General features: G+C 64.0%; 25 protein-coding genes and 1 tRNA gene. 12 read left to right on the top strand and 14 right to left on the bottom strand.

Annotation, left to right across the window (positions count from 1 at the left end; genetic code table 11):
* Window positions 1-310: 310 nt before the first annotated feature.
* The 4 genes from clpX to QXZ85_RS31780 form a co-directional block, all read right to left on the bottom strand.
* Window positions 311-1,585, bottom strand: a complete 1,275-nt coding sequence (gene clpX, locus QXZ85_RS31795; protein WP_315703443.1) for an ATP-dependent Clp protease ATP-binding subunit ClpX — start codon at window positions 1,583-1,585, stop codon at window positions 311-313.
* Window positions 1,586-1,968: 383 nt separating this feature from the next.
* The gene (locus QXZ85_RS31790; protein WP_315703442.1) at window positions 1,969-2,607 is read right to left on the bottom strand and encodes an ATP-dependent Clp protease proteolytic subunit; all 639 of its coding nucleotides are present in this window, start codon (window positions 2,605-2,607) and stop codon (window positions 1,969-1,971) included.
* A 329-nt stretch (window positions 2,608-2,936) separates the two neighbouring features.
* Window positions 2,937-4,295: a trigger factor gene (gene tig / locus QXZ85_RS31785; protein WP_315703441.1), complete on the bottom strand. Its 1,359-nt coding sequence runs from the start codon at window positions 4,293-4,295 to the stop codon at window positions 2,937-2,939.
* 166 nt (window positions 4,296-4,461) lie between these two features.
* Window positions 4,462-4,546: transfer RNA gene (locus QXZ85_RS31780), tRNA-Leu, on the bottom strand.
* Window positions 4,547-4,807: 261 nt separating this feature from the next.
* Here QXZ85_RS31780 and QXZ85_RS31775 point away from each other — a divergent pair.
* Both QXZ85_RS31775 and QXZ85_RS31770 read left to right on the top strand, forming a co-directional pair.
* Window positions 4,808-6,055, top strand: a complete 1,248-nt coding sequence (locus QXZ85_RS31775) for a multicopper oxidase domain-containing protein (RefSeq protein WP_315769185.1) — start codon at window positions 4,808-4,810, stop codon at window positions 6,053-6,055.
* A gap of 37 nt (window positions 6,056-6,092) precedes the next feature.
* Window positions 6,093-7,175: an enolase C-terminal domain-like protein gene (locus tag QXZ85_RS31770; protein WP_315769183.1), complete on the top strand. Its 1,083-nt coding sequence runs from the start codon at window positions 6,093-6,095 to the stop codon at window positions 7,173-7,175.
* 4 nt (window positions 7,176-7,179) lie between these two features.
* Here QXZ85_RS31770 and QXZ85_RS31765 read toward each other — a convergent pair whose 3' ends face one another.
* Both QXZ85_RS31765 and QXZ85_RS31760 read right to left on the bottom strand, forming a co-directional pair.
* Window positions 7,180-7,590, bottom strand: coding sequence for a GNAT family N-acetyltransferase (locus tag QXZ85_RS31765; protein ID WP_315730954.1), 411 nt, complete (start codon window positions 7,588-7,590; stop codon window positions 7,180-7,182).
* A gap of 35 nt (window positions 7,591-7,625) precedes the next feature.
* Window positions 7,626-9,125, bottom strand: a complete 1,500-nt coding sequence (locus QXZ85_RS31760; RefSeq protein WP_315769181.1) for an NAD(P)H-hydrate dehydratase — start codon at window positions 9,123-9,125, stop codon at window positions 7,626-7,628.
* A 516-nt stretch (window positions 9,126-9,641) separates the two neighbouring features.
* On the opposite strand from QXZ85_RS31760, the gene QXZ85_RS31755 reads away from it, so the two are divergent.
* The 3 genes from QXZ85_RS31755 to QXZ85_RS31745 all read left to right on the top strand — a co-directional run bounded on the left by QXZ85_RS31755 (window position 9,642) and on the right by QXZ85_RS31745 (window position 12,314).
* Window positions 9,642-9,980, top strand: coding sequence for a P-II family nitrogen regulator (locus QXZ85_RS31755; RefSeq protein WP_009027873.1), 339 nt, complete (start codon window positions 9,642-9,644; stop codon window positions 9,978-9,980).
* A 327-nt stretch (window positions 9,981-10,307) separates the two neighbouring features.
* Window positions 10,308-11,717 (top strand): type I glutamate--ammonia ligase, encoded by a 1,410-nt coding sequence (glnA, locus tag QXZ85_RS31750; protein ID WP_315703435.1) that lies wholly within the window; start codon window positions 10,308-10,310, stop codon window positions 11,715-11,717.
* 207 nt (window positions 11,718-11,924) lie between these two features.
* On the top strand, window positions 11,925-12,314 hold the full coding sequence (locus tag QXZ85_RS31745; protein WP_315703434.1) for a hypothetical protein: 390 nt from the start codon (window positions 11,925-11,927) through the stop codon (window positions 12,312-12,314).
* A 194-nt stretch (window positions 12,315-12,508) separates the two neighbouring features.
* Here QXZ85_RS31745 and QXZ85_RS31740 read toward each other — a convergent pair whose 3' ends face one another.
* Both QXZ85_RS31740 and QXZ85_RS31735 read right to left on the bottom strand, forming a co-directional pair.
* Entirely contained in the window at window positions 12,509-13,126 is a 618-nt protein-coding gene (locus QXZ85_RS31740; RefSeq protein ID WP_315769179.1) for a hypothetical protein, read from the bottom strand.
* Between the two features lie 231 nt (window positions 13,127-13,357).
* Window positions 13,358-14,134: a gamma-glutamyl-gamma-aminobutyrate hydrolase family protein gene (locus tag QXZ85_RS31735; protein WP_315769177.1), complete on the bottom strand. Its 777-nt coding sequence runs from the start codon at window positions 14,132-14,134 to the stop codon at window positions 13,358-13,360.
* A 207-nt stretch (window positions 14,135-14,341) separates the two neighbouring features.
* Between QXZ85_RS31735 and QXZ85_RS31730 the strand changes: the two genes are divergently transcribed.
* On the top strand, window positions 14,342-15,478 hold the full coding sequence (locus QXZ85_RS31730; protein ID WP_315769175.1) for an AI-2E family transporter: 1,137 nt from the start codon (window positions 14,342-14,344) through the stop codon (window positions 15,476-15,478).
* A 12-nt stretch (window positions 15,479-15,490) separates the two neighbouring features.
* On the opposite strand, the gene QXZ85_RS31725 is transcribed toward QXZ85_RS31730, so the two are convergent.
* From QXZ85_RS31725 to QXZ85_RS31715, 3 genes are all read right to left on the bottom strand, one after another.
* On the bottom strand, window positions 15,491-15,793 hold the full coding sequence (locus QXZ85_RS31725) for an antibiotic biosynthesis monooxygenase family protein (RefSeq protein WP_316175540.1): 303 nt from the start codon (window positions 15,791-15,793) through the stop codon (window positions 15,491-15,493).
* 85 nt (window positions 15,794-15,878) lie between these two features.
* Entirely contained in the window at window positions 15,879-16,103 is a 225-nt protein-coding gene (locus QXZ85_RS31720; protein ID WP_315703429.1) for a hypothetical protein, read from the bottom strand.
* Window positions 16,104-16,162: 59 nt separating this feature from the next.
* Window positions 16,163-17,383 carry a GGDEF domain-containing protein gene (locus QXZ85_RS31715; RefSeq protein ID WP_315769171.1) on the bottom strand — a complete coding sequence of 407 codons (1,221 nt, stop codon included), beginning with the start codon at window positions 17,381-17,383 and terminating at the stop codon, window positions 16,163-16,165.
* A gap of 389 nt (window positions 17,384-17,772) precedes the next feature.
* Between QXZ85_RS31715 and QXZ85_RS31710 the strand changes: the two genes are divergently transcribed.
* Window positions 17,773-19,908: a LamG-like jellyroll fold domain-containing protein gene (locus tag QXZ85_RS31710; protein ID WP_316175542.1), complete on the top strand. Its 2,136-nt coding sequence runs from the start codon at window positions 17,773-17,775 to the stop codon at window positions 19,906-19,908.
* A gap of 96 nt (window positions 19,909-20,004) precedes the next feature.
* Here the strand turns inward: QXZ85_RS31710 and rpsI are convergent, their stop codons facing one another.
* From rpsI to QXZ85_RS31695, 3 genes are all read right to left on the bottom strand, one after another.
* Window positions 20,005-20,493, bottom strand: a complete 489-nt coding sequence (gene rpsI / locus QXZ85_RS31705) for a 30S ribosomal protein S9 (protein ID WP_315703426.1) — start codon at window positions 20,491-20,493, stop codon at window positions 20,005-20,007.
* A 1-nt stretch (window position 20,494) separates the two neighbouring features.
* The gene (gene rplM / locus QXZ85_RS31700) at window positions 20,495-20,959 is read right to left on the bottom strand and encodes a 50S ribosomal protein L13 (RefSeq protein WP_315703425.1); all 465 of its coding nucleotides are present in this window, start codon (window positions 20,957-20,959) and stop codon (window positions 20,495-20,497) included.
* Window positions 20,960-21,119: 160 nt separating this feature from the next.
* On the bottom strand, window positions 21,120-21,551 hold the full coding sequence (locus QXZ85_RS31695) for a PaaI family thioesterase (protein WP_316175544.1): 432 nt from the start codon (window positions 21,549-21,551) through the stop codon (window positions 21,120-21,122).
* Between the two features lie 68 nt (window positions 21,552-21,619).
* Between QXZ85_RS31695 and QXZ85_RS31690 the strand changes: the two genes are divergently transcribed.
* The 5 genes from QXZ85_RS31690 to QXZ85_RS31670 all read left to right on the top strand — a co-directional run bounded on the left by QXZ85_RS31690 (window position 21,620) and on the right by QXZ85_RS31670 (window position 25,923).
* Window positions 21,620-22,456, top strand: a complete 837-nt coding sequence (locus QXZ85_RS31690) for an enoyl-CoA hydratase (RefSeq protein ID WP_316175546.1) — start codon at window positions 21,620-21,622, stop codon at window positions 22,454-22,456.
* A gap of 142 nt (window positions 22,457-22,598) precedes the next feature.
* Window positions 22,599-23,183, top strand: coding sequence for a CoA-binding protein (locus tag QXZ85_RS31685; protein WP_316175548.1), 585 nt, complete (start codon window positions 22,599-22,601; stop codon window positions 23,181-23,183).
* Between the two features lie 228 nt (window positions 23,184-23,411).
* Window positions 23,412-24,695 (top strand): O-acetylhomoserine aminocarboxypropyltransferase, encoded by a 1,284-nt coding sequence (locus tag QXZ85_RS31680; RefSeq protein WP_315766244.1) that lies wholly within the window; start codon window positions 23,412-23,414, stop codon window positions 24,693-24,695.
* Between the two features lie 279 nt (window positions 24,696-24,974).
* Window positions 24,975-25,304, top strand: a complete 330-nt coding sequence (locus QXZ85_RS31675) for a hypothetical protein (RefSeq protein ID WP_316175551.1) — start codon at window positions 24,975-24,977, stop codon at window positions 25,302-25,304.
* Between the two features lie 268 nt (window positions 25,305-25,572).
* Complete coding sequence (locus QXZ85_RS31670) at window positions 25,573-25,923, top strand: DUF3147 family protein (protein ID WP_315703419.1); 351 nt, start codon at window positions 25,573-25,575, stop codon at window positions 25,921-25,923.
* The last annotated feature ends 23 nt before the right edge of the window (window positions 25,924-25,946 follow it).

Below are 25,946 nucleotides of genomic sequence, written 5' to 3'. Positions count from 1 at the left end.
GTTTTGCCCCCTTGCACGCAGCCCGCTCGCTCGCGCAACCGCCACAAGGTGCGATCTGATCCGGACTTCACTGACGCTTTGGAGTCGCCCGCTTGTTTCGGATCGTTGTTGAGGCGAATCCCAGGATCGAGAATTTTTCCGCCACGCACATTAGGTGGCTATCGACCCAGGGGGAGTCAAGTGTCGGAAAACACCCGCCAATTAAGGCTTACGCGGCGGGACGCTGAGCAAATATGTCGCCGCGGACATCGTCCGCAGCGACTCATATTCCGAAAAAAATCGCGACGTCAGGTCTTGCAGCCAGCGCGCATCACGCGCTGGCGCTGCTTTCCACGGCGCGATCGGACCGATCGGCGTAGATGTAGAGCGGACGCGCGGTGCCCTCGACCACCTCGCGCGAGATCACCACTTCCTCGACGCCTTCCAGGCCGGGCAGGTCGAACATCGTCTCCAGCAGGATGCTCTCGAGGATCGACCGCAGACCGCGTGCACCGGTCTTGCGTTCGATGGCCTTGCGGGCAACCGCACCCAGCGCCTCGTCGGCGAAGGTGAGCTCGATGTTCTCCATCTCGAACAGCCGCTGGTACTGTTTCACCAGCGCGTTCTTCGGGTCGGTCAGGATCTTCTTCAGCGAGTTCTCGTCCAGATCCTCGAGCGTCGCCACGACCGGCAGACGGCCGACGAATTCGGGGATCAGGCCGTACTTCAGGAGATCCTCCGGCTCGACGTGACGGAAGATCTCGCCGGTACGGCGATCTTCCGGCGCCAGCACCTGGGCCGCGAAGCCGATCGAGGTCGCCCGACCGCGCGCGGAAATGATCTTCTCGAGTCCAGAGAACGCACCACCGCAAATGAACAGGATGTTGGTGGTGTCGACCTGCAGGAACTCCTGCTGCGGATGCTTGCGCCCGCCCTGCGGCGGCACCGAGGCCACCGTGCCTTCCATGATCTTGAGCAGCGCCTGCTGGACGCCCTCGCCCGACACGTCGCGCGTGATCGAGGGGTTGTCCGACTTGCGGCTGATCTTGTCGATCTCGTCGATATAGACGATGCCGCGCTGCGCGCGCTCGACATTGTAGTCGGCCGCCTGCAGCAGCTTCAGGATGATGTTCTCGACGTCCTCGCCGACATAGCCGGCTTCGGTCAGCGTCGTCGCATCCGCCATCGTGAACGGCACGTCGAGGATGCGCGCCAGCGTCTGCGCGAGCAGCGTCTTGCCCGAGCCGGTGGGGCCGATCAGCAGGATGTTCGACTTCGCGAGTTCGACGTCGGAGTGCTTGGTCTGGTGGTTCAGCCGCTTGTAGTGATTGTGCACGGCGACCGAGAGCACCTTCTTCGCATGGCTCTGGCCGATCACGTAATCGTCGAGAACCTTGCAGATCTCCTTCGGGGTCGGAATGCCGTCACGCGACTTCACCAGCGAGGACTTGTTCTCCTCGCGAATGATGTCCATGCAGAGCTCGACGCATTCGTCGCAGATGAAGACGGTGGGACCCGCGATCAGTTTGCGGACTTCGTGCTGGCTCTTGCCGCAGAACGAGCAATATAGCGTGTTCTTGGAGTCGCCCGTGCCGACCTTACTCATTCCTGTCTCCGTCCGCGGTTCGATCTTGTCCGCTCGTTCGTACCAATCCGGCAATCGCCGGACCGGAATGGTGAAAGAGCAAATTCCGTACCAAAACTAAACCCTTGCCATTTACGTGCCGTGTGACTCACGGCCTGCGCGAATCCCCCGCGATGCATAAACGCTGACTCTAGCCAACCATGCTGTCATCCGACTATCAAGAATTCGCTAATTGGATGACACGCCTCAAACCGTGACATTACCGTGATTTTCGGCCTTGACACGGGTCAATACGCACGAAATCGGCCGATCGTTGCGCCCTTGCCACTGCGACATGCATCAAGGGCAAGGCTCCGGCGGCAGATGTGCCGCCGTGCCATAATACCGCTCTCGCCTGGCTCGGCTTAGAGCGCCTTGGCCAACGGCGCCGGATCCTCCGGCCGCTTGTCGAGAACCTTGTCGATCAGACCGAATTCCATGGCCGCTTCCGCCGTGAGGAATTTGTCGCGTTCCAACGCATCCTCGATCGCTTTGTAGGTCTGGCCGGTATGCCTGACGTAGATCTCGTTCAGCCGCTTCTTCAGGTTCAGGATCTCCTGGGCGTGCAGCATGATGTCGGTCGCCTGCCCCTGGAACCCGCCGGAGGGCTGATGCACCATGATCCGCGAGTTCGGCAGCGAAAAGCGCATGTCCTTGTGGCCGGCGGCCAGCAGCAGCGAGCCCATCGAGGCCGCCTGCCCGGTGCAGAGCGTCGACACGGCGGGCCGGATGAACTGCATCGTGTCGTAGATCGCCAGACCCGACGTCACCACCCCGCCCGGCGAGTTGATGTACATCGCGATTTCCTTCTTCGGGTTCTCTGCTTCCAGGAACAACAGCTGCGCGACGATCAGCGTCGACATGCCGTCCTCGACCGGACCGGTCACGAAGATGATGCGCTCCTTCAGGAGGCGGGAGAAGATGTCGTAGGCGCGCTCACCGCGGTTGGTCTGTTCGACCACCATAGGCACCAGGTTCATGTAGGTTTCGACGGGATCGCGCATGTTTCACCCAAAAGTTGGACCAGCCGTTTGGGATCCCTGCCGCCGCGAAAAATGTGCTCCTGCTCCGAGAACCGATGGATGAGAGAGCGAGCGGCGGGCAGACATCCCGTGATGCAGAACTTCAAAGACCGCGTTCACAGATATAGACCAAATTCCCGGTGACAAGACCAGGAACGAAAGGTCCCCTGCGACCAGGGCCGATGAACGTTGAACAACGTTGAAGCCGATTCCCGCAGCCCCGCCTAGCGGCTGGAATGGCGAAGACCGGCGGTTTCGCCGGTCAACGTTAATTGAAAGCTGATGCGCAATCGTCGCGAGAGAGCGGCCGATCAGGCCGCCTTCTCGTCCTCGTCTTCCTTGAACAGCTCGTCCTTGGAGACCTTCTTCTCGGCCACGTTGGCGAGCTCGAGGATGAAGTCGACGACCTTCTCCTCATAGATCGGGGCACGCAATTGGGCGAGCGCCTGGGCGTTGCTGCGATAGTAATCCCAGACCTCCTTCTCACGGCCCGGCATCGAGCGTGCACGCTCGATCACGGCGCGGCCGACCTCGTCGTCCGTCACGGTGATCTTGTTCTTCTCGCCGATCTCCGACAGCACGAGGCCGAGCCGCACGCGGCGGTCGGCGATGGTGCGGTATTCGTCCCGCGCCTTCTCCTCGGTCGTGTTTTCGTCGGCGAAGGACTTGCCGGAGGATTCCATCTCGGCCTTGATCGAGTTCCACATCAGGTTGAACTCTTCATCGACCAGCGACGGCGGCGCCTCGAACTTGTGCGCCTCGTCGAGCTTGTCGAGCAGCGCGCGCTTGACGCGCTGGCGCGATGCCGCGTTGAACTCGCTCGTGAGCCGGTCGCGCATCATCTGCTTCAGCTTCTCGAGCGATTCGACGCCGAGCGTCTTGGCGAATTCGTCGTCGATGGCGGTCTCCTGCGGAGCCGAGATCGCCGTCGCGGTGGTCTCGAATTCCGCGGCCTTGCCGGCCAGCTTGTCGTTCAGATAGTTCGCCGGGAACGTCACCTTCAGGGTGCGGGTCTCGCCGGCGCCGACGCCAGTCAGCTGATCCTCGAAGCCGGGAATGAAGGTGTTGGAGCCGATGACGACGTCAATGCCCTCGCCGGTGCCGCCTTCGAACGGCGTCCCGTCGATGGTTCCCTTGAAATTGACCGTGACCCGATCGCCGTTCTCGGCCTTGGCGCCCTCCGCCTTGGGCGTGTAGCTGCGGTTGCTGTCGGCCAGGCGCTTGACCGCCTCATCGACCTCGGCATCGGTAACTTCGGCCACCGGCTTTTCGACCGAGAAGCTCTTGAAGTCCGCCAGCGTGATCGCGGGCACCACTTCGACCGAGACGGTATAGGTCAGGTCCGATTTGCCGGAGAGGATGTTCTCGACCTCGGCCTCCTCGGTCGGCATCGTCACCTTGGGCTCGGTCGCGAGGCGAAAGCCGCGCTCGGTGAAGATCTGCGTGTTGGTGTCGCGGATCGTCTCGTCGACCGTCTCGGCCATCACCGACTTGCCGTAGATCTTCTTGAGGTGCGCGACCGGCACCTTGCCGGGACGGAAGCCATTGAGGCGCACCTTGTCCTTCAGATCGAACAGCTTGGCGCCCGCCTTGGCGTCGAGATCGGCGGCGGGAACGCTGACCTGGAACTCGTGCTTCAACCCTTGCGACAAGGTTTCTGTGACCTGCATGGCGTCAATCTTCTTCCGCTTCGGCTCCGGCTCGTCCGGCCGGGGCACTCTCAATTATGATCGACGCGCGGCCGAATGGCCTTGCGCCGGTGGATGGCGAACCCGATTCCCTTGGCCAGAGAACGAGTTCGGCCGCAAATCTCAGGGCAAACGCCAGGATAGCGCTTGGTGCGGGCGGAGGGACTCGAACCCCCACAACTTTCGTCACTGGAACCTAAATCCAGCGCGTCTACCAGTTCCGCCACGCCCGCGTGAACTGCGTCGTAAGCCCGGCCGCGATGCCGCGGGCGGCGCGGCTTATACCACGCGCGAACCTCGCCGCAGCAAAAAAATGGACCGTCAACAGCGCTTTGGCCCCGGCCGGACGTTGAAGCAGCGCAGTAAAGATAGGGAGATAAAGATGGCTTGCATCCCCCTCAATGTGCGATGTTTTCGCGATGAAGGCTAGTCTGGGCGCACTGAGCCGGCGCAGCCTGCTGGCGGGATTTGGCACAGGGCTTGGCATCGGCTTGATGCCGCCGCTCGTCCTTGCTCGCGCTGCGGCGGCGCCCCCCCCTCCGCTTCGCCTGCGCGCCCGGGCCGAATCCTTGCCCCTAATGTCCGGTCAGCCCGCAGCATCGGCCTGGGGGCTGGCAAGTTCCGAGCCCCAGTTGCGGACACGGCAAGGCAGCGTGACGCCGCTGGCTTTGGTCAACGATTTGCCGGTCCCCACCACTTTGACCTTTCGCGGCCCGAGCCCGGTCATGGATTTCGAGCCCCTGCTCGGACAGCCGGCGCTGGCGCCGGCCGCCAGCGCGAACTTCAAGATCGGGGGCCCGAGCGCCGGCACCGGCATTCTGGACCTCCGTCTGCTGTTGGATGGCGCTCGGGCGCCCGGGCGGGCCCTCCCTGTCATCGTCGATGAAGCGCAACCGCTAACGGTCGATCGGGACGAGATTTTCCTGATCGAAGACTGGCGCCTGACGCCCGACGGGACGGCGCTAGCCCCCGGCCGCGACCCGCACGACGCGCAAACGGCCTTCACCGTCAACGGTCAATCGCTGCCGGAGCTTCGCGCCCGGGCGCATGACCGGATCAGGCTCCGCTTCATCAATGGCTGCCAACGCGCTGTGATCGCGGTAAAAATCGCCGATCTCGAGGTCCGCGTCATGGCCATCGACAGCCAGCCGGCCGAACCGTTCCTCGCCCGCAATGGCGCGGTGGTGCTGCCGCCGGGCGGCCGCACCGATGTCTTGATCGACATGCCGGCCGCCACCACGGCGCCGCTGCCGATCCTGCTGCACGACGGCAGCACCGCCCGTCCGATCGGCCGCCTGGTGCGATCCGAGGAGCCGCCGTTGCGCACCGCGCCGCTGCCAGCGGCGCCGGCGCTGCCGTCCAACGGCCTGCCCGAGAAGCTGGACCTCAAGAATGCGGTCAGGGCCGAGTTCGCGCTCGACGGGGCTGAATGGCTAGCGCCAGCCAATTTCACGGCCGCCAGCAGCCCCGCTTTCCACGCCAAAGCCGGTCGAACCGTGGTGCTGGCGCTGACCAACCGCGCCGCGATCGCGACGACGGTTCATCTCCATGGTCACCATTTCCGGCTGCTCGACCGGCTCGACGACGGCTGGAAGCCCTATTGGCTGGATACGCTGGCGTTCCAACCCGCGCAGACCCAGCGCATCGCCTTCGCCGCCGACACCGCCGGGCGCTTCCTGATCGAGAGCATGGGAGCCGACTGGGCCGCGCCCCGACTTGTGCGTTGGTATGAGATCAGCTGAGGCAACCGGCCCGACGACCGGAACAAGGACAAAAACAATGACCGTCCCCGCCATTACCGGCGTCACGGCCCGCGCCGTCGTCGCCCCGCTCAAGCGTCCCGTCCGCAATGCCTTCGGTGTGATCGAGGCGGGGCCCCTGGTGCTGATCGACGTCGCGACCGATCAGGGCGTCACCGGGCACTCATATGTTTTTGCCTACACCCGGCAGGTGTTGAAACCCCTCGTCCTGCTGGTCGAGGAGATCGGCCGTGACCTTGTCGGCAAGCCGGTCGCACCGTTCGATCTGCAGCACATGCTCGATGCCAAATTCCGTCTGCTCGGCTGGCAGGGCTTGGTCGGCATGGCCGTGTCCGGCCTCGACATGGCGTTCTGGGATGCGCGCGGCAAGGTCGCGGGCAAGCCGGTCGCCGAACTGCTCGGCGGCACGGCACGGCCGATCCGCGCCTATGACAGTTATGGCGTGCTCGATCCCGTCGCCGACGCGCGCCTGCTGCGTCAATCGATTGCGGAGCAGGGCTTTCACGGCGTCAAGACCAAGGGCGGCCACGGCGACCTCGCGGTCGACGAACAGATGGTCAAGGGCTTGCGCGCCCTGCTCGGCCCCGACGTCGCGCTGATGCTCGACTTCAACCAGTCGCTCGATCCGACCGAGGCGATCAGGCGGATCGCGCGGCTGGAAGCCTACGATCTGACCTGGATCGAGGAGCCGGTGCCGCAGGAGAACCTCTCCGGCCACGCCAGGGTGCGCGAGCGTTCGACCGTCCCGATCCAGGCCGGCGAGAACTGGTGGTTTCCGCGCGGCTTTGCCGAGGCGATCGCCGCCGGTGCGTCCGACTTCATCATGCCCGACCTGATGAAGGTCGGCGGCATCACCGGCTGGCTCAATGTGGCCGGCCAGGCGGATGGCGCCTCGATCCCGATGTCGAGCCATCTGCTGCCTGAGGCGAGTGCGCATGTTCTGGCGGTGACGCCGACTGCGCATTGGCTGGAGCTGCTGGATATCGCGGGCGCGATCCTGCTGAACCCGGTTCAGGTCACGGACGGCACGGTGACCGCGCGCGGTCCGGGATTGGGCCTGGCCTGGAACGAGACGGCGGTAGCGAAACATCAGGTGCAGTGATCGATCAATCACGCGTCCAGCGATAGAGGGCGTCCGGCTCGCGCTCTTCGTTGCGCGCGCCGTCGGTCTCCTGCGAAAGCTGAAAGCCGCGTCGCTCGTAGAAGCGGCGTGCCACGCTGTTGCGCTGGAAGGTCCACAGCAGCAGCCGATCGAATGCATGCTTGGCAATGTCCAGCAGCCCAGTGCCGCTTCCCTGCCCCTGCGCCTGCGGAAGCACATAGAGCTGCTCGATCCAACCTTCGCGAAAGGCGATGATGCCGGTCAGCTCATCACCTGCGAATGTTCCCCAAGCTTCGCAGGTGGGAAAGATGCGCTCGCGATAGAACCAGCGATCCTCGTCTGGCGTATGCAAGCCAGCAAGCCAGGGTAGCGCCGCATCGAAGGCCGCGCGATGCACACGGGCGGCGGCGTCCATGTCGGACAGCGCAAGCCGACGCGGCGGAAGCAAGCTCAATACTCGATCCCGAACGTATCATAGATGCGCCGGAACACGGCCGGCAGCGTCTCGGTGAGATCCTCGGCGATCAGGCCCGGCCCGGCCTCGGTGCCGGCCTCCCCATGCATCCACACGCCGATGCTGGCGGCTTCGAATGCGGGCACGCCCTGGGCGAGCAGCCCTGCGATGATGCCGGACAGCACGTCCCCGGCGCCCGCGGTGGCCAGCCAGGGCGGCGCATTGGCGGCGATGGTGGCGCGTCCGTCGGGCGCGGCCACCGTGGTGTCGGCGCCCTTCAACAGCACCACCGCGCCGCAGCGCGCGGCCGCGTCGCGCACGCGCTCGAGCTTGGAGCGGCCGGGATGCTTGTTGCTGAGATCGGAGAACAGGCGTGGAAACTCGCCTTCATGCGGCGTCAGCACCACTTCCGGCGCCGAGCTGCCGCGGATCTGCTCGAACAGCCGCTCCGGCGCATCGGCAAAGCTCGTCAGGGCATCGGCATCCAGCACGAGGTGGCGCTGCGCCGACAGCGCGGTGTGAACGAGGTCGCGGGTACGCTCGCCGATCCCGGCTCCCGGACCGATGATGCAGGTGTTGTAACGCTTGTCGCCGAGCAGTTCGGCGAATTCGATCGGGGTATCGACGGCGCGCACCATCACCGCCGTCAGCGCCGCCGCATTCACGGCGAGCGCATCGCGCGGGGACGCCAGCGTGGCGAGCCCGGCGCCGGCCCGCAGCGCGCCGCGCGCTGCCATGCGGGCAGCACCGGTGGCCGTCATGTCGCCGGAGACCGCGAGCACATGCCCTCGCACGTATTTGTGTCCGTCCATGTGCGGGACCGGAAACTGCGCCTGCCAGATCTCCGGCCTGTTCTCGAAAGCCTGCGGCTTGATCTCGGCCAGCACCCGCGGGTCGATGCCGATATCGGCGACGCGGACGCGCCCACAATGCATCCGCCCGGGCAGGAGCAGATGCGCAGGCTTCTTGCGGAAAAAAGTCACGGTCTCGGTGGCGCGGACCGCAATCCCCATCACTGCGGCCGTCGTGCCATTGATGCCGCTCGGCAGATCGACCGCAAGCACCTTGGCACCATTGGCGTTGATCGCCTCGATCATCTCATGCGGCTCGCCGGTCACGGGACGGCTCAAGCCCGCACCGAACAGCGCGTCGATGATCAGCGCGGGCTTGCCGATCGCCTGCGGAGTGAACGGCAGCACCGGGTATTTCCAGCCCTTGGCGGCCGAGGCCGCATCGCCGTGCAGCGCATCGCGCTCGCACATTAGGATGACCGAGACCTCGCGGCCTTGGGCGGCCAGCTCGGCCGCCGCAACGAAGCCGTCACCGCCATTGTTGCCGGGACCGCAGACCACGAGGATCGGCCCCTCCTCCACGAGGTCCATGGCGGCCTGCGCGACGGCCTGGCCCGCGCTCAGCATCAGCGAGAAGCCGGGGGTACCGGCGGCGATGGTGAGCCGATCGGCGCGCTCCATCTCACTCGTGGTCAAAACTTCCATCGGCTTACGTCCCCGCTTAGGCCAGGCTACCCGTCCCCTCTCGCCGCCCCAACGGCGAGGTCGTGGGCTCAGGCGCCCGACCGTCCTCAATGCCTCTATTGCCGTGGCCGCGGCGAAGTTCCAAGCAGGCATTGCACGCAAGATAGCGGCGAACGGGCCATCCAGTCGCCTTATCCTGAGGCAATTCGGCGGCACCGCCCGCGCAGCCGCCCGCCCTGCACATCATTTCATCTGTTTGCCTATTCCGCAGGCTTCGGTATTCTGACTTTCCCAAAAGGGAATCGTCGGGCTTGTGCTAAGAGCCTGATTATCATTCGATTTGGGCCTGTTAACGGTTTGGCATAGACCCTGCTTTTGTGGAGCAGCTTTGGCGCGGGCGACACGGGCAGTGACGAGCCGGGCTCCCACCGAAGCATGTCAGGCCCTGTACCCGAGTGATTGCACGATCTGCGCTGCGTCGCGCAGCCTGACGATGACCTTGCTGTTCTTTATGTCGGAATGCCCGGGAGGCGCTCAGTGAAGAAGATTGAAGCCATCATCAAGCCATTCAAGCTCGACGAGGTGAAGGAAGCGCTTCAGGAAGTGGGACTGCAGGGTATTACCGTGACGGAAGCCAAGGGCTTCGGCCGTCAAAAGGGCCATGCCGAACTCTATCGCGGCGCGGAATATATCGTCGACTTCCTGCCGAAGGTGAAGATCGAGATCGTGATCGGCGATGATCTGGTCGAACGCGCGATTGAGGCGATCCGCCGCGCGGCCCAGACCGGCCGCATCGGCGACGGCAAGATTTTCGTCTCCAACATCGAGGAAGCCATCCGCATCCGAACCGGAGAATCCGGGCTCGACGCAATCTAGCGTCACTGGAAGCCAGGGCTTGGACTCAGCTCGGTCCGAGCCCTTTACAGAATATTTGCAGCGCAAGCAGCTTGCAGGCAGCTCGGGTGTCTCATGCAAGACACTCGCAGGCGGCTATTTTGGCGTTTTACGATATTGTCTTGCGCCCCGCCCGACGCTATGGAGCATGACCCGCAGTCGCCGTCCCGCGGCCGGGCCGTGACAAGAGATTGAGGGCGCGATACGGCCAGGAGAACGCCGTCGCGCTCTAGATTTTTGATTGGGCATGGCCTTTTCGGAAGGCCGTCGGCACTCGTCCGGATCATGCTCTAGCCAAGAGGGGTATTCATGAAGACCGCCAAAGACGTCTTGAAATCGATCAAGGACAACGACGTCAAATACGTCGACCTGCGCTTCACCGATCCGCGCGGCAAATGGCAGCACGTGACGTTCGACGTCAGCATGATCGAAGAGGATACTTTCGCTGAAGGCGTCATGTTCGACGGCTCCTCGATCGCCGGCTGGAAGGCGATCAACGAATCCGACATGTGCCTGATGCCCGACCCGGTCACGGCCACGATCGACCCGTTCTTTGCCGAAACCACCATGATCATCACCTGCGACGTGCTCGAGCCGACCACCGGCGAGCCCTACAACCGCGACCCCCGCGGCATCGCCAAGAAGGCGGAAGCCATGGTGAAGTCGATGGGCATCGGCGACGCCGTCTATGTCGGCCCCGAGGCCGAGTTCTTCGTGTTCGACGACGTCCGCTACCAGACCACCCCCTACAACACCGGCTTCCGCCTCGATTCGTCGGAGCTGCCGATCAACTCCGACACCGAATATGAGGGCGGCAATCTCGGCCACCGCATCCGCACCAAGGCCGGCTACTTCCCGGTCCCGCCGCAGGACTCGGTGCAGGACATGCGCTCGGAGATGCTCGGCGCCATGGCCAAGATGGGCGTCAAGGTCGAGAAGCATCACCACGAGGTCGCTTCCGCCCAGCACGAGCTCGGCATGAAGTTCGACACGCTGACGCTGATGGCCGACCAGATGCAGATCTACAAGTACTGCATCCAGCAGGTCGCGCACATCTACGGCAAGACCGCCACCTTCATGCCGAAGCCGGTCTACGGCGACAACGGCTCGGGCATGCACGTCCACCAGTCGATCTGGAAGGACGGCAAGCCGGTGTTCGCGGGCAACAAGTATTCCGACCTGTCGGAGACCTGCCTGTCCTACATCGCCGGCATCATCAAGCACGCCAAGGCGATCAACGCCTTCACCAACCCGTCGACCAACTCCTACAAGCGTCTGGTCCCGGGCTATGAGGCGCCGGTGCTGCTCGCCTATTCCGCGCGCAACCGTTCGGCGTCCTGCCGCATCCCCTACACCGCTTCGCCGAAGGCCAAGCGTGTCGAGGTGCGCTTCCCCGATCCGCTCGCCAACCCGTATCTCGGCTTTGCCGCGATGCTGATGGCCGGTCTCGACGGCGTGAAGAACAAGCTCGATCCGGGCCCGGCGATGGACAAGGACCTCTATGACCTGCCGAAGGAAGAGCTGAAGCAGATCCCGACCGTCTGCGGCTCGCTCCGCGAGGCGCTGGAAAATCTCGACAAGGACCGCGCCTTCCTGAAGGCCGGTGGCGTGTTCGACGACGACTTCATCGACAGCTACATCGCGCTGAAGATGACCGAGGTCGAGCGGTTCGAAATGACCCCGCACCCGGTCGAGTTCGACATGTACTACTCGGGCTAACGCCCGAACAAAATCGGCGGATCATCGCGACTGCAAAGGCGCCCCTCGCGGGGCGCCTTTTTCATTTGCCCACACCTTCGGGCGATCGCGCCGGTTCCCAGGCTGACGGCTGCGCGGTTTCGCGCGCGAAAGAAGAAGGCTGCTACGGAATAGAAGCCCCCGCCAAGCGTCCTTATCTCTGCGATCCACCTCATGAGGGGAGTTGAAATGACCAGGATTTCGATAGCTAGTCTTTTCGTGGCCGCGATATCGCTCGCGGTGATCTCCAGCGCCAACGCGGCGCCTCCGACCAAGAGCGGCAGCAGCGCAAAGGGTCAGATCCTGACCGACGCCAGCGGCATGTCGCTTTACACCTTCGACAAGGATAGTGGCGGCAAGTCGGCCTGCAACGGCCCCTGCGCCACCAACTGGCCGGTCCTGAAGGCGAGCGCTAGCGATCAGCCCAGCGGTGATTACACGATCATCACCCGCGACGACGGTTCCAAGCAGTGGGCCTACAAGGGCAAACCGCTTTATACCTTCGCCAAGGACCAGAAGGCCGGCGACGTCAGCGGCGACGGCTTCCTCAACGGCGCCTGGCACCTGGCGAAGCCGTGATCGGTCGCAGCTCGCAGAGCGGATGAACGACTTGTCCGTCTCCGCGAGCGGGGCCATTACTCTTGGAGAGCGCAAAGCTTGCCATCGCCTACGCCTGGGCCGCAAGCGTAGCGATGGCGACTACGGTGATCGGCGCGGGGATCATATCTTCCCGTCGCCGGTACCGATCGGGCACAGCCGGCAAGACGATCCAGTTATCTGCCCTGCCCTACCGTGGAGATCGATTTATCGGCCAGCACCTGAGTACCGATCGACGAACAGATACGTGGAACGGGAAATTCAGGCGAACCCGAGAAGGTGATCTTCTCGACGTAAGGCTTCGCAATCCCGAATGTTATTTGTCTGCGATCGTCCGAAACCCGCAGCACCCTGCTGCCGACATCGATGGAAAATTGCTGGCCGGCATTGGGCCCGGCGTCGAGCCTTCCTTGAAAGGAGTCGGGTTTCAGAGTCATGCGATATGAGCGATCCGACTCATGAGCGTAGGTGAAGGAGTACGAGACCGTGCCCGCACTTATTGCCGCTCCATAAGGATTGGGTGGCGGAACGGTAGTCACAAACGTCTGCATGACCTTGCCGGTTCCATCGCCGTTGTAAACGATCTCACCCTCGCTGGTCGTCTGGCTGACGTTGGTCTCACCAACAGGGATCGTGAAGTTTCCGTTGGTGTCTCGCTTAAACCCGGCCGGTGAACTCAGACATACCTGACTGCCGACAAACGAGTAGGTCCCCTTCAGGGTATCTTCAGCTGCAGCAACTCCTGATGACAACGACGTGAGAGCAATGACCGCACAATACGGCAGATATCGCATGGGATATCCTCCTCAAAAAAAGGTAAGGCCCCCTCGTATGTAGGCTAGGATCGCTGGTTCCTGCTGGGTTGATTTAGATCAAGAGCGAAGGTCGACAACCTGGGCGGGCGTGCCGGTTCTGATCAGAATGCGATCTGATGCCTGAACGAAAAGCGACGACGAGTCGCAAATTGCCGCCGCCAACTTCGAACCTGGCCCGCTGTCCATTCAGAACTACCAGGCTAGGGCACGTTATCCGATTGCGCGCGGACGATGCCCCCGCAGCGCCTGCCCGAACGCCTCGAACAGCTTGCGATTGATCGGGTTCTTCTGCGGGTCGTACTCGGCATGCCATTGCACGCCGAGCGCAAAGCTCGGCGCATCCGCGATCCGGATAGCCTCGATCGTGCCGTCCTCGGCAACGCCCTCGATCACCACCCGTGCGCCGGGCTCCAGGATGCCCTGCCCGTGCAGCGAATTGACCTTGATCGCGTCGCAGCCGAGGATCGCGGCAAAGGCGCCGCCCGGCGTCAGCTTGACCTCATGGCGGTCGGCAAAGATCACGGTCGGGTCGGGATGGATTTCGCCATTCTCCAGCCGCGGCATCCGATGATTCATCCGGCCGGGCAGTTCGCGGATCTCCGGATGCAAGGAGCCGCCGAAGGCGACGTTCATCTCCTGCAGGCCGCGGCAGATGCCGAACAGCGGGATGCCGCGCGCGACACACGCTTCCGAAAGCCTCAAGGCGACCTCATCGCGGTGGATGTCATAGGGCTCGTGCTTGAGGCTCGGCTCGGCATTGAAGCGGCTCGGATGGACATTGGCGCGAGCACCTGTCAACACGATACCGTCGACGACGTCGAGCAACGCCCCGATATCCGTGATCTCAGGCATCCCGGCGAACATCAGCGGCAATGCGCCCGCCACCTCGGCTACGGCGCTTAGGTTGCGCTCGCCGACCATCTGCACCGTAAACCTGTTCTCGACGCGATAGGCATTGCCGATCACGCCGACCACCGGACGTTTCATTCCTCTTGTCCACTTCTCCTGGCGGTTAAGCACAAATCATGCCTTCGTCGCAGACGGGGATCAACATCTGAACCTGCGCAGCCGCAATGCCGTTTCAAGGCAGCCCAAGCCGCGGCATCGCGGCAAACCGGCGCGGCCATACCGCTTGATCCCGGCCCGGTTTTCGCCCATGTCTGCCAGCCGCCCCTTAGGAGTTAAGAACGCCCCATGCTCGTTCCGCCCGAACCGCGTCTGCAGGCCCGCAGCGACCTGGCCTGGGCGATCGCCGTCGGCGGCATCGGCGTCGTGCTGTTCATCGCGATGCTCGCATTCACCTGGTACTACGCCGCGGCCGTATTCCTGATGTTCGCAGGCATGCTGCTCGGCGTCGGGCTGAACGCGATGACCAACCGGCTCGGCCACGTGCTGCATTGGCCGCACGCGATCAGGCTGATCATCGTCTGTCTCGCCCTGGCGGCCTTGCTCGCCGGCGTCGTGTTCCTGTTCGGCGCCACCATCGCCGACCAGACCAAGGTGTTGAGCGACACGATCAAATCGCAGCTCGGCAATGTCAAAGCCTTCCTCGAGGGACACGGCATCGACACCAGCTATTTCGACTTCAGCAGTTCGACGACCTCCGGCTCGGAGCGAACGGCTCCCGCAGCGACGCAATCGCACAGCCTGCCGAGCAGCCTGCCCTCCCCCAGTGCGCTGGCCTCGAGCGGCGGCGCGATCGTGACGCAGACGCTGAAGGTCCTGCTCGGCACGGTGAGCGCCGTCGGCAACATCTTCATCGTGCTGTTCCTGGGACTTGCGTTCGCCGCGCAGCCGTCGGTCTATCGCAGCGGCCTGTTGTTCCTGGCCCCCGCCAAGTATCGGGAACAGGCCACCGTGATCGTCGATCGCATCAGCGACACGCTGGAGCGCTGGCTCATCGCCCAGATGATCACGATGTTCGCGGTGTTCCTGGTCACCTGGATCGGGCTTTCGATCATCGGCATCCAGGCCGCCTTCATCCTTGGCATCCAGGCCGGATTGCTGGCGTTCGTGCCGACGGTCGGCGCCATCATCGCCGGCGTGATCGTGGTCCTGGCGAGCCTCGCCTCGGGCTGGGTCGCAGCCGCCAGCGCCGCGGTGCTGTTCCTGGGCGTGCACGCGATGGAAAGCTATGTGCTGACGCCTCTGATCCAGCGCCAGGCACTCGATATCCCGCCGGCGACGCTGTTCGCGTCTCAGATCCTGCTCGGCATCGTGTTCGGCATCTGGGGCCTGACCCTGGCGCTACCGCTGCTGGCGATCGCCAAGGTCGTCATCGACTATTTCAAGACCGATCACACGGTCGAAGATCCGGCTACGGCGATCTGAGCCATATCCGTCTCACTCGGCCGAGGTCAGCACCGTCGCCGTGTGCTCGACCTCGGGAGGAGCGGCAAAATACTGCCCGACCAGGCCGCGCCATTCGGTGAAATTCTCCGAGCCGCGGAAATCGACGGTGTGGCTCTCCAGCGTCTCCCATTTCACCATCAGCCGGTAACGCTGCGGCTTCTCGATCGACTTGTGCAGTTCGAAGCCGTGGAAGCCCTTGGAACGGCCGAAGGCGGCGCGCGCTTTCGCGACCGCGGCCTCGAAATCCTTCTCCGAGCCGGGCTTGACGTCGATCTGGGCGATTTCGGTGATCATGCTGCTTGCCTCCCGCTGTGCGCCCGGTGTCTAGCGCAAATGCGCGCGCAGGACAAAGGCGCCTCGCGCCGGCGGAGCGGAGCGATCAGTGGAACAGCAGCACCACGCCCGCGACCGCCATGGCGCATCCGACAAACATCAGCACCGGCCAATGACGGAACGACTGGCGATAACGGCCCTCGGCGCGGCGGCGCACGATGAGGGCCTGCTCGAACTCGTCCGAGTTCGAGAACAGGCAGGCAAAGCCGCCACGCGCGGCCGCGGCCTCCACCTCAAGCGAGGTTAGCGCGGTATGGTTCTGAGCTTCCATGATGGAGCCATCATCGGAGCCGTCGGTTAATCAGACCTTACCGCAACGCGCGCAATGCTTCACGTTGGCGCGACCAGTTGAGCCGGCTGCGCGGAGGCGGACAGCCCTGCCTTCTGCCGCCGGAAGTGATCGAGCGACAGCGGTAACTCGGTGGCGGTCTCGACGCGATTGCGCCCCGTGCGCTTGGCCTTGTAGAGCGCGGTATCGGCGGCCGCGAGCAGCACTTCGAGCTCGGTCCCGGCGGGACCGCCGGCGACGCCGATCGAGACGGTGGTATCGACCGGACCCTCGTCGCAGACGATCCCGGATGTCGCGAACACCTCGCGCACACGCTCCGCCGCCACCACGCCCTCACCGAGCGAGCACGGCAAGAGCGCCGCGAACTCCTCACCGCCGATCCGCCCCGAGAGATCGGTGATGCGCAGGTTGTTGACCACCACCGCCGAAAACAGTTTCAGGACCTCGTCGCCGGCGGGATGGCCGAAGCGATCGTTGATCGCCTTGAAATGATCGATGTCGAAGATCAGCACCGTCACCGGCCGGCCCTCGCGCGCCTCACGCTCGATCAGCCGCGCGCAGGCATCCGCAAAACCGCGGCGATTCAGCAGGCCGGTCAGGGGATCGATCGAAGCAGCGCGCTTGTGCGCACTGACGACGCGCTCATTGACCAGCATGAAGATCACGAACACGGTGCCGACGGCATAGAGCACGAGTTCGATGGCGAAGACGGTCACCCAGGTGGCGGCGAAGGCGCCGCTGGAATCGCGCAGCATGTTGCCGAGCAGGATCGGCAGCATCAGCACGAAGCCGTGCAGCGCTGGGACGGCCAAGGCCGGCCAGCGCCGCTGCAGGCTGGCGCGGCGCTCCTGCCATAATTGCGCGGCGGTGAGCGTCGCATAGATTACGACGAGTCCGGCCCCGATCGTGAGCCGCAGCACGTGCGCGGCCGGATCGAGCAGCGTTCCGCTCGCGATCCAGACCACGGCGCCGAGCGCAAGGCCGGCGACGCTCGGGCTCTTGCCGTGGAACACGCGGGCGGCGTTCCACACCATGGCCGAGGCGATGAGGCCGACTGCGCTCAGGAGCAGCGGCACGACCTCGCCAAAGCGCTCGCCGACCAGCGTCCACAGCGCGACCGACACCGAGCCGAGCACATAGGCGGCGCCCCACCAGCGCAACGCCGGGATGTTCTGCTCCCGGCCGAAGAACAGCAGCATGGCGCCGAGCAGCGCCGCAACCATCGTCGCCACGATATAAAGCGTGAGGCTGTCGAGCACCATCGTCTCACCCCGGTTGCTGTTGCGGCGCAATGTTCGGTTAGCGCCGCCTTTCCGCGATCAAACTACCGAGCGGTCTGTTCGAAAGAGGTTTGTGAGCGGGTTCAAGTTTTCTGGAAAAATCCGGCTCAACTCGGCGGCAATTTGTTCGCACAAAAAGCGACAAACAGGGCTCAAAAACGAAGCGGCGCGCCCGGTGAGATGCGCGCCTTGATTGACCGAGATGATCCGGCATTCATGAAAGTTGTGACTGGCTACGATGGGGATCGGCGAAATTCTCTCTCGGTCGCAAAGGGCTCACGGAAACGAAACGAAACATTCTCAAATCTGAGATCATGTCTAATTAACACTCCCCGCCGCGGCACGACGCGCCGCTGAGGTTGGGGACGAGAATGTCTTTCGAAGACGAAACATCAAACGACAAGCAGGCCACGGGGCACCATTCATCGCGGCAGTCGATCGGCTCGGAGCCGAGCGGCGTGGACCGCCGCACGCTGCTGCGCAATGCGGGTGCCTCGGCACTCGGTCTTGGCGCAGGGTTGCTGCCGGCCGGGGCCGCCCACGCGCACGGATTTGGGCGATGGCCCTGGTCCTGGCCTTTTCCCTGGCGCGGGCACTTCCGCCACCCGGTGACGACCAGCTTCGCGCTCGCGGTCCTGCCGGACACGCAATTCTACTCGCGCTATGCGACGTCGGAAGAAGGCCAGTCCTACCAGCGCCAATATGGCAGCACGCCCTATCCGGCGCAGACGCAGTTCATCGTCGACAACGCCGCGAAGTATCACATCCCATTCACGATCCATCTCGGTGACGTGGTGGATCAGGTGAAACACCCGCAGCAATGGGCGGTCGCCGACGCCGCGATGAAGCTGCTCGAGACCGCCGACAAGCCCTATTCGGTGCTGGCGGGCAATCACGACGTCTTGTCGGCCCTGGAATTCGAGGGTGCGTGGAGCCAGAGTTCGGGTACCGATGCGCAGCGCAGCGCGTCCGAGCCTTATCTGTCGTGGTTTCCCACCAGCCGCGCGGCGAAGCAGCGGACCTTCATGGAGCGCCATCCGAGCGGCTGGCACGAAGCGCATAAATTCCATGCCTGCGGGATCAGCTTCATGGTGCTGTCGCTGTCGTGGCGCGCCTCGGACGATGCCATCGCCTGGGCGCAAAGCATGATCGCGCGCCATCCGATGCTGCCGGTGATCCTGGTCAATCACCAACTGCTCAACATCGCCAATGACGGCGTCAGCCCGCTCGAAGTCGCCTATGGCCAGTATCTCTGGGACAAGCTGATCCGCAACAACGACCAGATCTTCATGACCTTGAATGGCCACTATCATGGTGGCGCAACGCTGACGAAGGTCAACGACTTCCACAACCCGGTCTTCCAGATGGTCGTCGACTATCAGATGGCCTATCAGGGCGGCAACGGCCTGATGCGGCTCTACGAGTTCGACTTCACCAAGAACAAGATCGACGTCGCCTCGTTCTCGCCCTGGGTGGTGGAGAAGCCGAAGGCCAGCCTGAAGCAGTTCGACCGCGCCTGGCTGTCCGAGCCCAATCACGAATTCTCCATCGATATCCATTTCGAGCGGCGCTTCGCCCGCTTCACCGATTTCTGCCCTCTTCCGGCACTTGTCGGCTCGCCGATCCTGCCGCGGGTCAAGCAGGACCTCTACGCCAACTACACGGAAGCGCCCGAGCCGGTGGTGGTGCCGCCCACGAACGAGCAGGACTATCCGCTCATCGCCGAGACGGTCGCGCATTGGCGGATCGACGCCGGCACGATCGGCAAGGCCGTCCCCGCCGGCACTTCGCTTACGGACCTCACCGCCGCCAACCCGATGCAACGCGCATCGCTCGCCGGCGCGGCGCAGATCGCCGACGTGACCTTCACCGCCGACAAGCATCGGCTGTCGTCGGCCGCGGGCAGCGTGCAGTTCCTGAACACCACCAAGCAGGGCGGCGGCCGCTTCAGCTTCTTCACCACCGCTGCCAACGCGCCGATCAACGCGGCGACCTTCGCCGCCGGCTACACGGTCGAAACCTTCGTCAAGATCGATCCGAACTGGAAGGCCAGCGATCACGCCTGGTGCAACATCCTGACCCGCTTCGGCAACCGTGGCTGGCTTCCCGGCTATGCCGGCGGCGATCCGGAATCCCCGCCGATCCTGTTTGCGATCTCGAATCTGCGCGAGGTGCAGTGGGAGATCGTGCCGTCGAGTTCGACCAAGCAGCCGCAGACCGACTGGTCCGGCGAGATCATGCTCGGCACCTGGTATCACCTCGCCATCGTCAACGATCCCAGCGACAACTCGACCGTGCTCTACATCGAGGGCGCGCCGGTGGTGCGCAGCGTGATCGGCGGTAACGGCATCGCGAGCACGGCGGCGTCTCAGCCATGGGCGCTGGGCTGCGGCTGGTGGGATCGTGCGCCGTCGGACGGCTTCATCGGCAGCATCGGCGAGGTGCGGGTGGTGGCAAAGCCGCTGGCGCCGAACCAATGGCTGACGGCGCGCCGCGCCAGCGCCTGATCCGCACAAGCTTTCACGCAAAGCAAAACGGGCGCCCGCGAGGGCGCCCGTTCGTATTGGAGGCTGACGAGTCCTTTGATCGCCGGAACCGGCAGATCAGCGCTTCGAGAACTGGAAGGAGCGGCGGGCCTTGGCCTTGCCGTACTTCTTGCGCTCGACCACGCGGGAGTCGCGGGTCAGGAAGCCGCCCTTCTTGAGCACGCTGCGCAGCTCCGGCTCGAAATTGGTCAAAGCCTTGGAGAGGCCGTGACGGACCGCACCGGCCTGGCCGGAGAGACCGCCGCCGGCGACCGTGCAGATCACGTCATACTGGCCGGCACGAGCGGCAGCGACCAGCGGCTGCTGGATCATCATGCGCAACACCGGACGGGCGAAGTAGATCTCGATGTCGCGGGTGTTGACGGTGACCTTGCCGGAGCCCGGCTTGATCCAGACGCGGGCGACCGCGTCCTTGCGCTTGCCGGTGGCATAGGCGCGGCCGAACTTGTCGACCTTCTTCTCATATTTCGGCGCTTCCCCGGTGGTGGCACCGACCGAGGTCTTCAGCTGCGAGAGCTGATCGAGAGACTGGATGCTTTCGGCCATCTTATGCGGCCCTCATGTTCTTGCGGTTCATCTTGGCGACGTCGACCTTCTCGGGGTTCTGCGCCTCGTGCGGATGATCGGGGCCGCCATAGACACGCAAATTGCCCATCTGCACGCGGCCGAGCGGCCCGCGCGGGATCATGCGCTCGATCGCCTTCTCGAGCACGCGCTCGGGGAAACGGCCTTCGAGGATCTGGCGCGCGGTGTGGGTCTTCACATGACCGACATAGCCGGTGTGCTTGTGATAGACCTTCTGCTCGCGCTTGCGGCCGGTGAGCACGGCATGCGCGGCGTTGACGATGATGACGTTGTCGCCGCAATCGACGTGGGGCGTATAGGTCGGGAGGTGCTTGCCGCGCAGCCGCATCGCGACCAGCGTGGCGAGACGGCCGACCACCAGACCCTTGGCGTCGATCACGACCCACTTCTTCTGGACCTCGGCCGGCTTTGCCGAAAAGGTTTTCATGAGAGCTATCCGTGACAGGGAGTTTGCGGCGCGAAGGAACCGCGCTGACTTGGCCGGAGGTTCTAGAGAAGCGGGGCATTCGCGTCAACGTCCAAACGCGAAATTTATCTTAGATAAAACAATGACTTATAAATATGGTGTAATATTACCTGCAAAAACCTCACATGTTCGGAATGGAATAGGTCGCCGTCACGTGGGCGATCGGATCGGGCTCGCCGCCCGACAGCAGCGTCACCTCGCCGACCGCGAGCCGCTTGCCGAGCTTCAGCAGCTTGGCCTCCGCCAGCACGTCCTGCCCCGGCGCGCCCTTGCGCAGAAAGTTGATGTTGAGGTTGGTGGTGACCGCAAGTCCGACCGGGCCGATCGCCGACAACAGCACCACGTACATCGCGAAATCGGCCAGCGCCATCAGCGTCGGCCCCGACACCGTGCCGCCGGGCCGCAACATTCTGTCGTGGAAGCGCTGGCGCAGACGGCAGCTCTTGCCGTCGGCATGCTCGATGGTGATATCGCCACCTTGCGTGAAGGCCTGCGGGAATTCCGCGTGCAGGAACGCCTCCAGTTCCGCAACGCTCATCTTCGCTTCCGCCATGCGCCCCCCTGCTCTGTCGATTGGCATTCTGTTACATTAGCCTCCGACTGACACCACGGGAATTTCCGATGCCTGCTCGAGCTGCCCGCGATGCCACCGCTCGGCCCGCCACATCCGACGCGATCCTGTTGCGCGAGATGGCGGGCCCGGTCGCCGTGCTGACTCTGAATCGTCCGGCCCAGCGCAACAGCCTGTCGGAAGCCATGATCGCGCATCTGCATGGGGCGCTCGCGGAGATCGCCGCCGACAAGGCGGTGCGTGCGGTGGTGATTGCCGCCAACGGCCCGGCCTTCTGCGCCGGGCATGACCTCAAAGAGATCACGGCGCATCGCACCGGCCCCGACCGTGGCCGCGCCTATTTCGCCAAGCTGATGACCGCGTGCAGCGCGATGATGCAGACGATCGTGCAGCTGCCGAAGCCGATGGTGGCCGCCGTGCAGGGCATCGCCACCGCGGCCGGCTGCCAGCTGGTCGCGAGCTGCGATCTCGCCGTGGCCTCCGAAGCCGCGTCGTTCGCGACGCCCGGCGTCGATATCGGGCTGTTCTGCTCGACTCCGATGGTGGCGCTGTCGCGCAACGTCTCGCGCAAGCAGGCCATGGAGATGCTGCTGACCGGCGAGCCGGTGCCGGCCGCGCGCGCCCGCGAGATCGGGCTAATCAACCGCGTGGTGCCGGCGGGAACCGAACGCGATGCCGCGATTGCGCTGGCCCAGCAGGTCGCCCGCAAATCCGCCTACACCGTCAAGCTCGGCAAGGAGGCGTTCTATCGCCAGGCCGAGATGAGCCTTGCCGACGCCTATCGCTATGCGGCCGAAGTGATGACCGAGAACATGCTGGCCCGCGACGCCGAGGAAGGCATCGGCGCCTTCATCGAGAAGCGGCCCCCGACATGGCGGGATGAGTGATCTCTTGCCTCCCCACCGCCGTCATTCCGGGGCGACGCGTCGGCGTCGAACCCGGAATCTCGCGATTGTTGACCTCAGCTCTAGATTCCGGGTTCGCCCTTCGGGCGCCCCGGAATGACGACAACGAACAGACTCATAAATCATGAATCACGACAGCTACCCCGACGACTACATCCGCGGCATTCTCAACGGCGTGAAGGTGATCGCAATGGTCGGCGCCTCGCCGTCCGAGGTGCGGCCGAGCTTCTTCGCGTTCAAATATCTGGCGCAGCGCGGCTACGACATGATCCCGGTGAATCCCGGTCACATCGGCAAGAGCCTGATGGGCCGCCCGTTCGTCGCTTCGCTGTCCGACATCGGCCGCCCGATCGACATGGTCGACATCTTCCGGAGCTCGGCGCACATCATGCCGGTGGTCGACGAGGCGCTCAAACTCTCGCCGCTGCCGAAGGTGGTCTGGATGCAGCTCGGCGCCCGCGACGATGCCGCGGCGGCGAAGGCGGAAGCCGCAGGCCTCAAGGTCGTGATGAACCGCTGCCCCAAGATCGAATATGGCCGGCTGTCGTCCGAGATATCCTGGATGGGCGTCAACTCCCGCACCATCAGTTCCAAACGCGCGCCGATCCCGACCCAGGGCATGCGATTGTCACTCGATCGCACCAGTCTCGGGGGCGCTGCGACCTCGGCCTCCGACCGCGCCGCCAAAAACAGGAACGAACCCTCCTGATCCGTTTCGTGAAAGAACCTGTCGCCCGCATGGCGCGACACAGCAACGCATTTCAAATCTGGCCGATTGTCACCAGCTGCCTTGACGCCACCATCAGCCGAGGCAAATGTCCTCCCAAGGAGAATGCGGGAGCGGACCTCCATCGCGCTGTCGTCGCGTGTCCCGTGCAATCCTCCGTCATGTGCGCGCCAGCGCCAGCTGTAGGCGGATCAACATCGAGGAAACAGAATGACCGACCGTACTCCGGGATTTTCCACCCTCGCCATTCATGCCGGCGCCCAGCCCGACCCGACCACGGGCGCGCGCGCAACGCCGATCTACCAGACCACCTCATTCGTCTTCAATGACGCCGATCACGCCGCCTCGCTGTTCGGGCTGCAGGCCTTCGGCAACATCTATACGCGCATCGGCAACCCGACCAACGCGGTGCTGGAGGAGCGCGTGGCCGCGCTCGAAGGCGGCACCGCCGCGCTCGCGGTGGCTTCTGGCCACGCCGCGCAGGTGGTCGCGCTGCACCAGCTGCTGCGGCCCGGCGACGAATTCATCGCCGCGCGAAAACTTTATGGCGGCTCGATCAACCAGTTCACCCATTCGTTCAAGAGCTTCGGCTGGAACGTGGTGTGGGCCGATACCGACGACATCAAGAGCTTCGAGGCCGCGGTCAGCCCGCGCACCAAGGCCATCTTCATCGAGTCGCTCGCCAATCCCGGCGGCACCGTCACCGACATCGAGGCGATCGCGCAGGTCGCCCGCAGCGCAGGGGTGCCGCTGATCGTCGACAACACGCTGGCGACGCCCTACCTCATTCGCCCGATCGATCACGGCGCCGACATCGTCGTGCATTCGCTGACCAAATTCTTGGGGGGACATGGCAACTCGATCGGCGGCGTCATCGTCGATGCCGGCACCTTCGATTGGGCCGCGAGCGGCGACAAATATCCGATGCTGACGGAGCCGCGGCCCGAATATCACGGCATCAAGATCCAGGAGACGTTCGGCAATTTCGCTTTCGCGATCGCCTGCCGCGTGCTCGGCCTGCGCGATCTCGGGCCGGCGCTGTCGCCGTTCAATGCCTTCATGATCCTGACCGGCATCGAGACCTTGCCGCTGCGCATGCAGAAGCATTGCGACAATGCCAAAGCGGTCGCCGAATATCTGAGCCGCCATCCCGCGGTGGCGTCGGTGAGCTATGCCGGCCTGCCGGAGGACAAGGGCCACACGCTGGCGCGCAAATACTGCCCGAAAGGCGCCGGCGCAGTCTTCACCTTCTCGCTCAAGGGCGGCTACGACGCCGGCGTGAAACTGGTGTCGAACCTGAAACTGTTCTCGCATCTGGCCAATGTCGGCGACACCCGTTCGCTGGTGATTCACCCGGCCTCGACCACGCACAGCCAGCTCGACGACGCCGCCAAGATCCGGGCCGGCGCCGGCCCGGACATCGTGCGACTCTCGATCGGCATCGAGGACAAGGAGGATCTGATCGCCGACCTCGAACAGGCGCTGGGCGCCTGAGACTTGGTTCGACGACCGCAGAGATGCCGCTCACTGCTCCCCGCAGCAGCAATGCTACCTTGGCCAGCTCGTATGAGGTGATCTGGCTCGGGCATAGACGCCCATCGTCGTCATGGCCGGGCTTGTCCCGGCCATCCACGTCTTTGCGGCCCCCCAAAAGACGTGGATGCGCGGGCCAAGCCCGCGCATGACGAAAACCATTGGAGCCCCGGTCACCTTCCGTTAACCATACCCAGCCCATCCTCCGCGCCAGCGAGATTCAACCGCGCGAGAGATCCGATGCGCACGACCATCATCCTGTCGCTCCTGGCAGCGATCGCCGCCAATGGCGCGACGCTCGCCGCCGACCTGCCGAACGTGCACTACAAGGCCCGTCGCGTGGTGAAGGCGCTACCGCCCTCGCCTCCTCCCGCGGTGGTCGTCCAAGACGAATCCCTGATCTCGCCGATGTGGCCCTCGACGCCGATCCTGCTCGGCCGCCAGGAACTGCCCGGCTATTACGGCCGCGCCTTCGACTACGATTACCAGGGCCCCTATTACGGCGGCGGAGGCTATCCGAGCTACATCTGGCGCCTGCCTTACGCCTGCGGCGTGTACGGATATTGCTGAGCAAGCTAACGCGACCGGCTCGCATTGGCAGTCAGTCCGAAAGCCGGCCGAGTTGGGGAATCCTCGATCCGATATCCGCTCAAGCCGATTTGAGCAGATGAATTGATGGTCAGTGCGACCGGACTGCGTCCCGGATCTCGGGATGGATTGCAGCATCGCTGGCGTTCCGCTGAATCATAGGCGTTGTCGGAACTCGTAAGATAGACATCCGCGACTGCCGGATGCAGGGTTAGAGCTGCGCGGCGGGCGGATGCTCGAGGAATGTCCGATGCTGTACTTCGTGCTTAAGGCGGCGCTTTCAGGATTGATCATTGCCGTCGTCTCCGAAGTCGCCAGACGTAGCGCAGCCTTTGGCGCGCTGGTGGCGTCGCTCCCGCTGATCTCCATTCTGGCCGTCATCTGGTTGTGGCGTGACACAGGCGACAAAATCCGGATCGCCTCGCAACTGGAAACCACACTCTGGTACGTGCTGCCCTCGCTGCCAATGTTCCTGATGATACCAGCGTTATTGCGCAGCGGCGTCGACTTCTGGCCCGCACTCGCTGCGGGCTGCATTCTGACCTTTGTCCTTTACCTTATCACCGCCTGGATTCTCGCCCGCTTCGGCGTCCAACTCTGAACTGAGGTCCGTGCATTCCTGAA

Origin of the sequence: Bradyrhizobium sp. SZCCHNGR1005 (assembly GCF_032489995.1) — a bacterium.
Taxonomy (GTDB): Bacteria; Pseudomonadota; Alphaproteobacteria; order Rhizobiales; family Xanthobacteraceae; genus Bradyrhizobium.
This window is presented reverse-complemented; position numbering and strand designations above follow the sequence as displayed.

Excerpts from the sequence above, each read along its gene's own strand:
- clpX (WP_315703443.1), bottom strand. The coding sequence starts at position 1,585 with ATGAGTAAGGTCGGCACGGGCGACTCCAAGAACACGCTATATTGCTCG.
- QXZ85_RS31790 (WP_315703442.1), bottom strand. The coding sequence starts at position 2,607 with ATGCGCGATCCCGTCGAAACCTACATGAACCTGGTGCCTATGGTGGTC.
- tig (WP_315703441.1), bottom strand. The coding sequence starts at position 4,295 with ATGCAGGTCACAGAAACCTTGTCGCAAGGGTTGAAGCACGAGTTCCAG.
- QXZ85_RS31775 (WP_315769185.1), top strand. The coding sequence starts at position 4,808 with ATGCCGCCGCTCGTCCTTGCTCGCGCTGCGGCGGCGCCCCCCCCTCCG.
- QXZ85_RS31770 (WP_315769183.1), top strand. The coding sequence starts at position 6,093 with ATGACCGTCCCCGCCATTACCGGCGTCACGGCCCGCGCCGTCGTCGCC.
- QXZ85_RS31765 (WP_315730954.1), bottom strand. The coding sequence starts at position 7,590 with ATGGACGCCGCCGCCCGTGTGCATCGCGCGGCCTTCGATGCGGCGCTA.
- QXZ85_RS31760 (WP_315769181.1), bottom strand. The coding sequence starts at position 9,125 with ATGGAAGTTTTGACCACGAGTGAGATGGAGCGCGCCGATCGGCTCACC.
- glnA (WP_315703435.1), top strand. The coding sequence starts at position 10,308 with ATGAAGACCGCCAAAGACGTCTTGAAATCGATCAAGGACAACGACGTC.
- QXZ85_RS31745 (WP_315703434.1), top strand. The coding sequence starts at position 11,925 with ATGACCAGGATTTCGATAGCTAGTCTTTTCGTGGCCGCGATATCGCTC.
- QXZ85_RS31740 (WP_315769179.1), bottom strand. The coding sequence starts at position 13,126 with ATGCGATATCTGCCGTATTGTGCGGTCATTGCTCTCACGTCGTTGTCA.
- QXZ85_RS31735 (WP_315769177.1), bottom strand. The coding sequence starts at position 14,134 with ATGAAACGTCCGGTGGTCGGCGTGATCGGCAATGCCTATCGCGTCGAG.
- QXZ85_RS31730 (WP_315769175.1), top strand. The coding sequence starts at position 14,342 with ATGCTCGTTCCGCCCGAACCGCGTCTGCAGGCCCGCAGCGACCTGGCC.
- QXZ85_RS31725 (WP_316175540.1), bottom strand. The coding sequence starts at position 15,793 with ATGATCACCGAAATCGCCCAGATCGACGTCAAGCCCGGCTCGGAGAAG.
- QXZ85_RS31720 (WP_315703429.1), bottom strand. The coding sequence starts at position 16,103 with ATGGAAGCTCAGAACCATACCGCGCTAACCTCGCTTGAGGTGGAGGCC.
- QXZ85_RS31715 (WP_315769171.1), bottom strand. The coding sequence starts at position 17,383 with ATGGTGCTCGACAGCCTCACGCTTTATATCGTGGCGACGATGGTTGCG.
- QXZ85_RS31710 (WP_316175542.1), top strand. The coding sequence starts at position 17,773 with ATGTCTTTCGAAGACGAAACATCAAACGACAAGCAGGCCACGGGGCAC.
- rpsI (WP_315703426.1), bottom strand. The coding sequence starts at position 20,493 with ATGGCCGAAAGCATCCAGTCTCTCGATCAGCTCTCGCAGCTGAAGACC.
- rplM (WP_315703425.1), bottom strand. The coding sequence starts at position 20,959 with ATGAAAACCTTTTCGGCAAAGCCGGCCGAGGTCCAGAAGAAGTGGGTC.
- QXZ85_RS31695 (WP_316175544.1), bottom strand. The coding sequence starts at position 21,551 with ATGGCGGAAGCGAAGATGAGCGTTGCGGAACTGGAGGCGTTCCTGCAC.
- QXZ85_RS31690 (WP_316175546.1), top strand. The coding sequence starts at position 21,620 with ATGCCTGCTCGAGCTGCCCGCGATGCCACCGCTCGGCCCGCCACATCC.
- QXZ85_RS31685 (WP_316175548.1), top strand. The coding sequence starts at position 22,599 with ATGAATCACGACAGCTACCCCGACGACTACATCCGCGGCATTCTCAAC.
- QXZ85_RS31680 (WP_315766244.1), top strand. The coding sequence starts at position 23,412 with ATGACCGACCGTACTCCGGGATTTTCCACCCTCGCCATTCATGCCGGC.
- QXZ85_RS31675 (WP_316175551.1), top strand. The coding sequence starts at position 24,975 with ATGCGCACGACCATCATCCTGTCGCTCCTGGCAGCGATCGCCGCCAAT.
- QXZ85_RS31670 (WP_315703419.1), top strand. The coding sequence starts at position 25,573 with ATGCTGTACTTCGTGCTTAAGGCGGCGCTTTCAGGATTGATCATTGCC.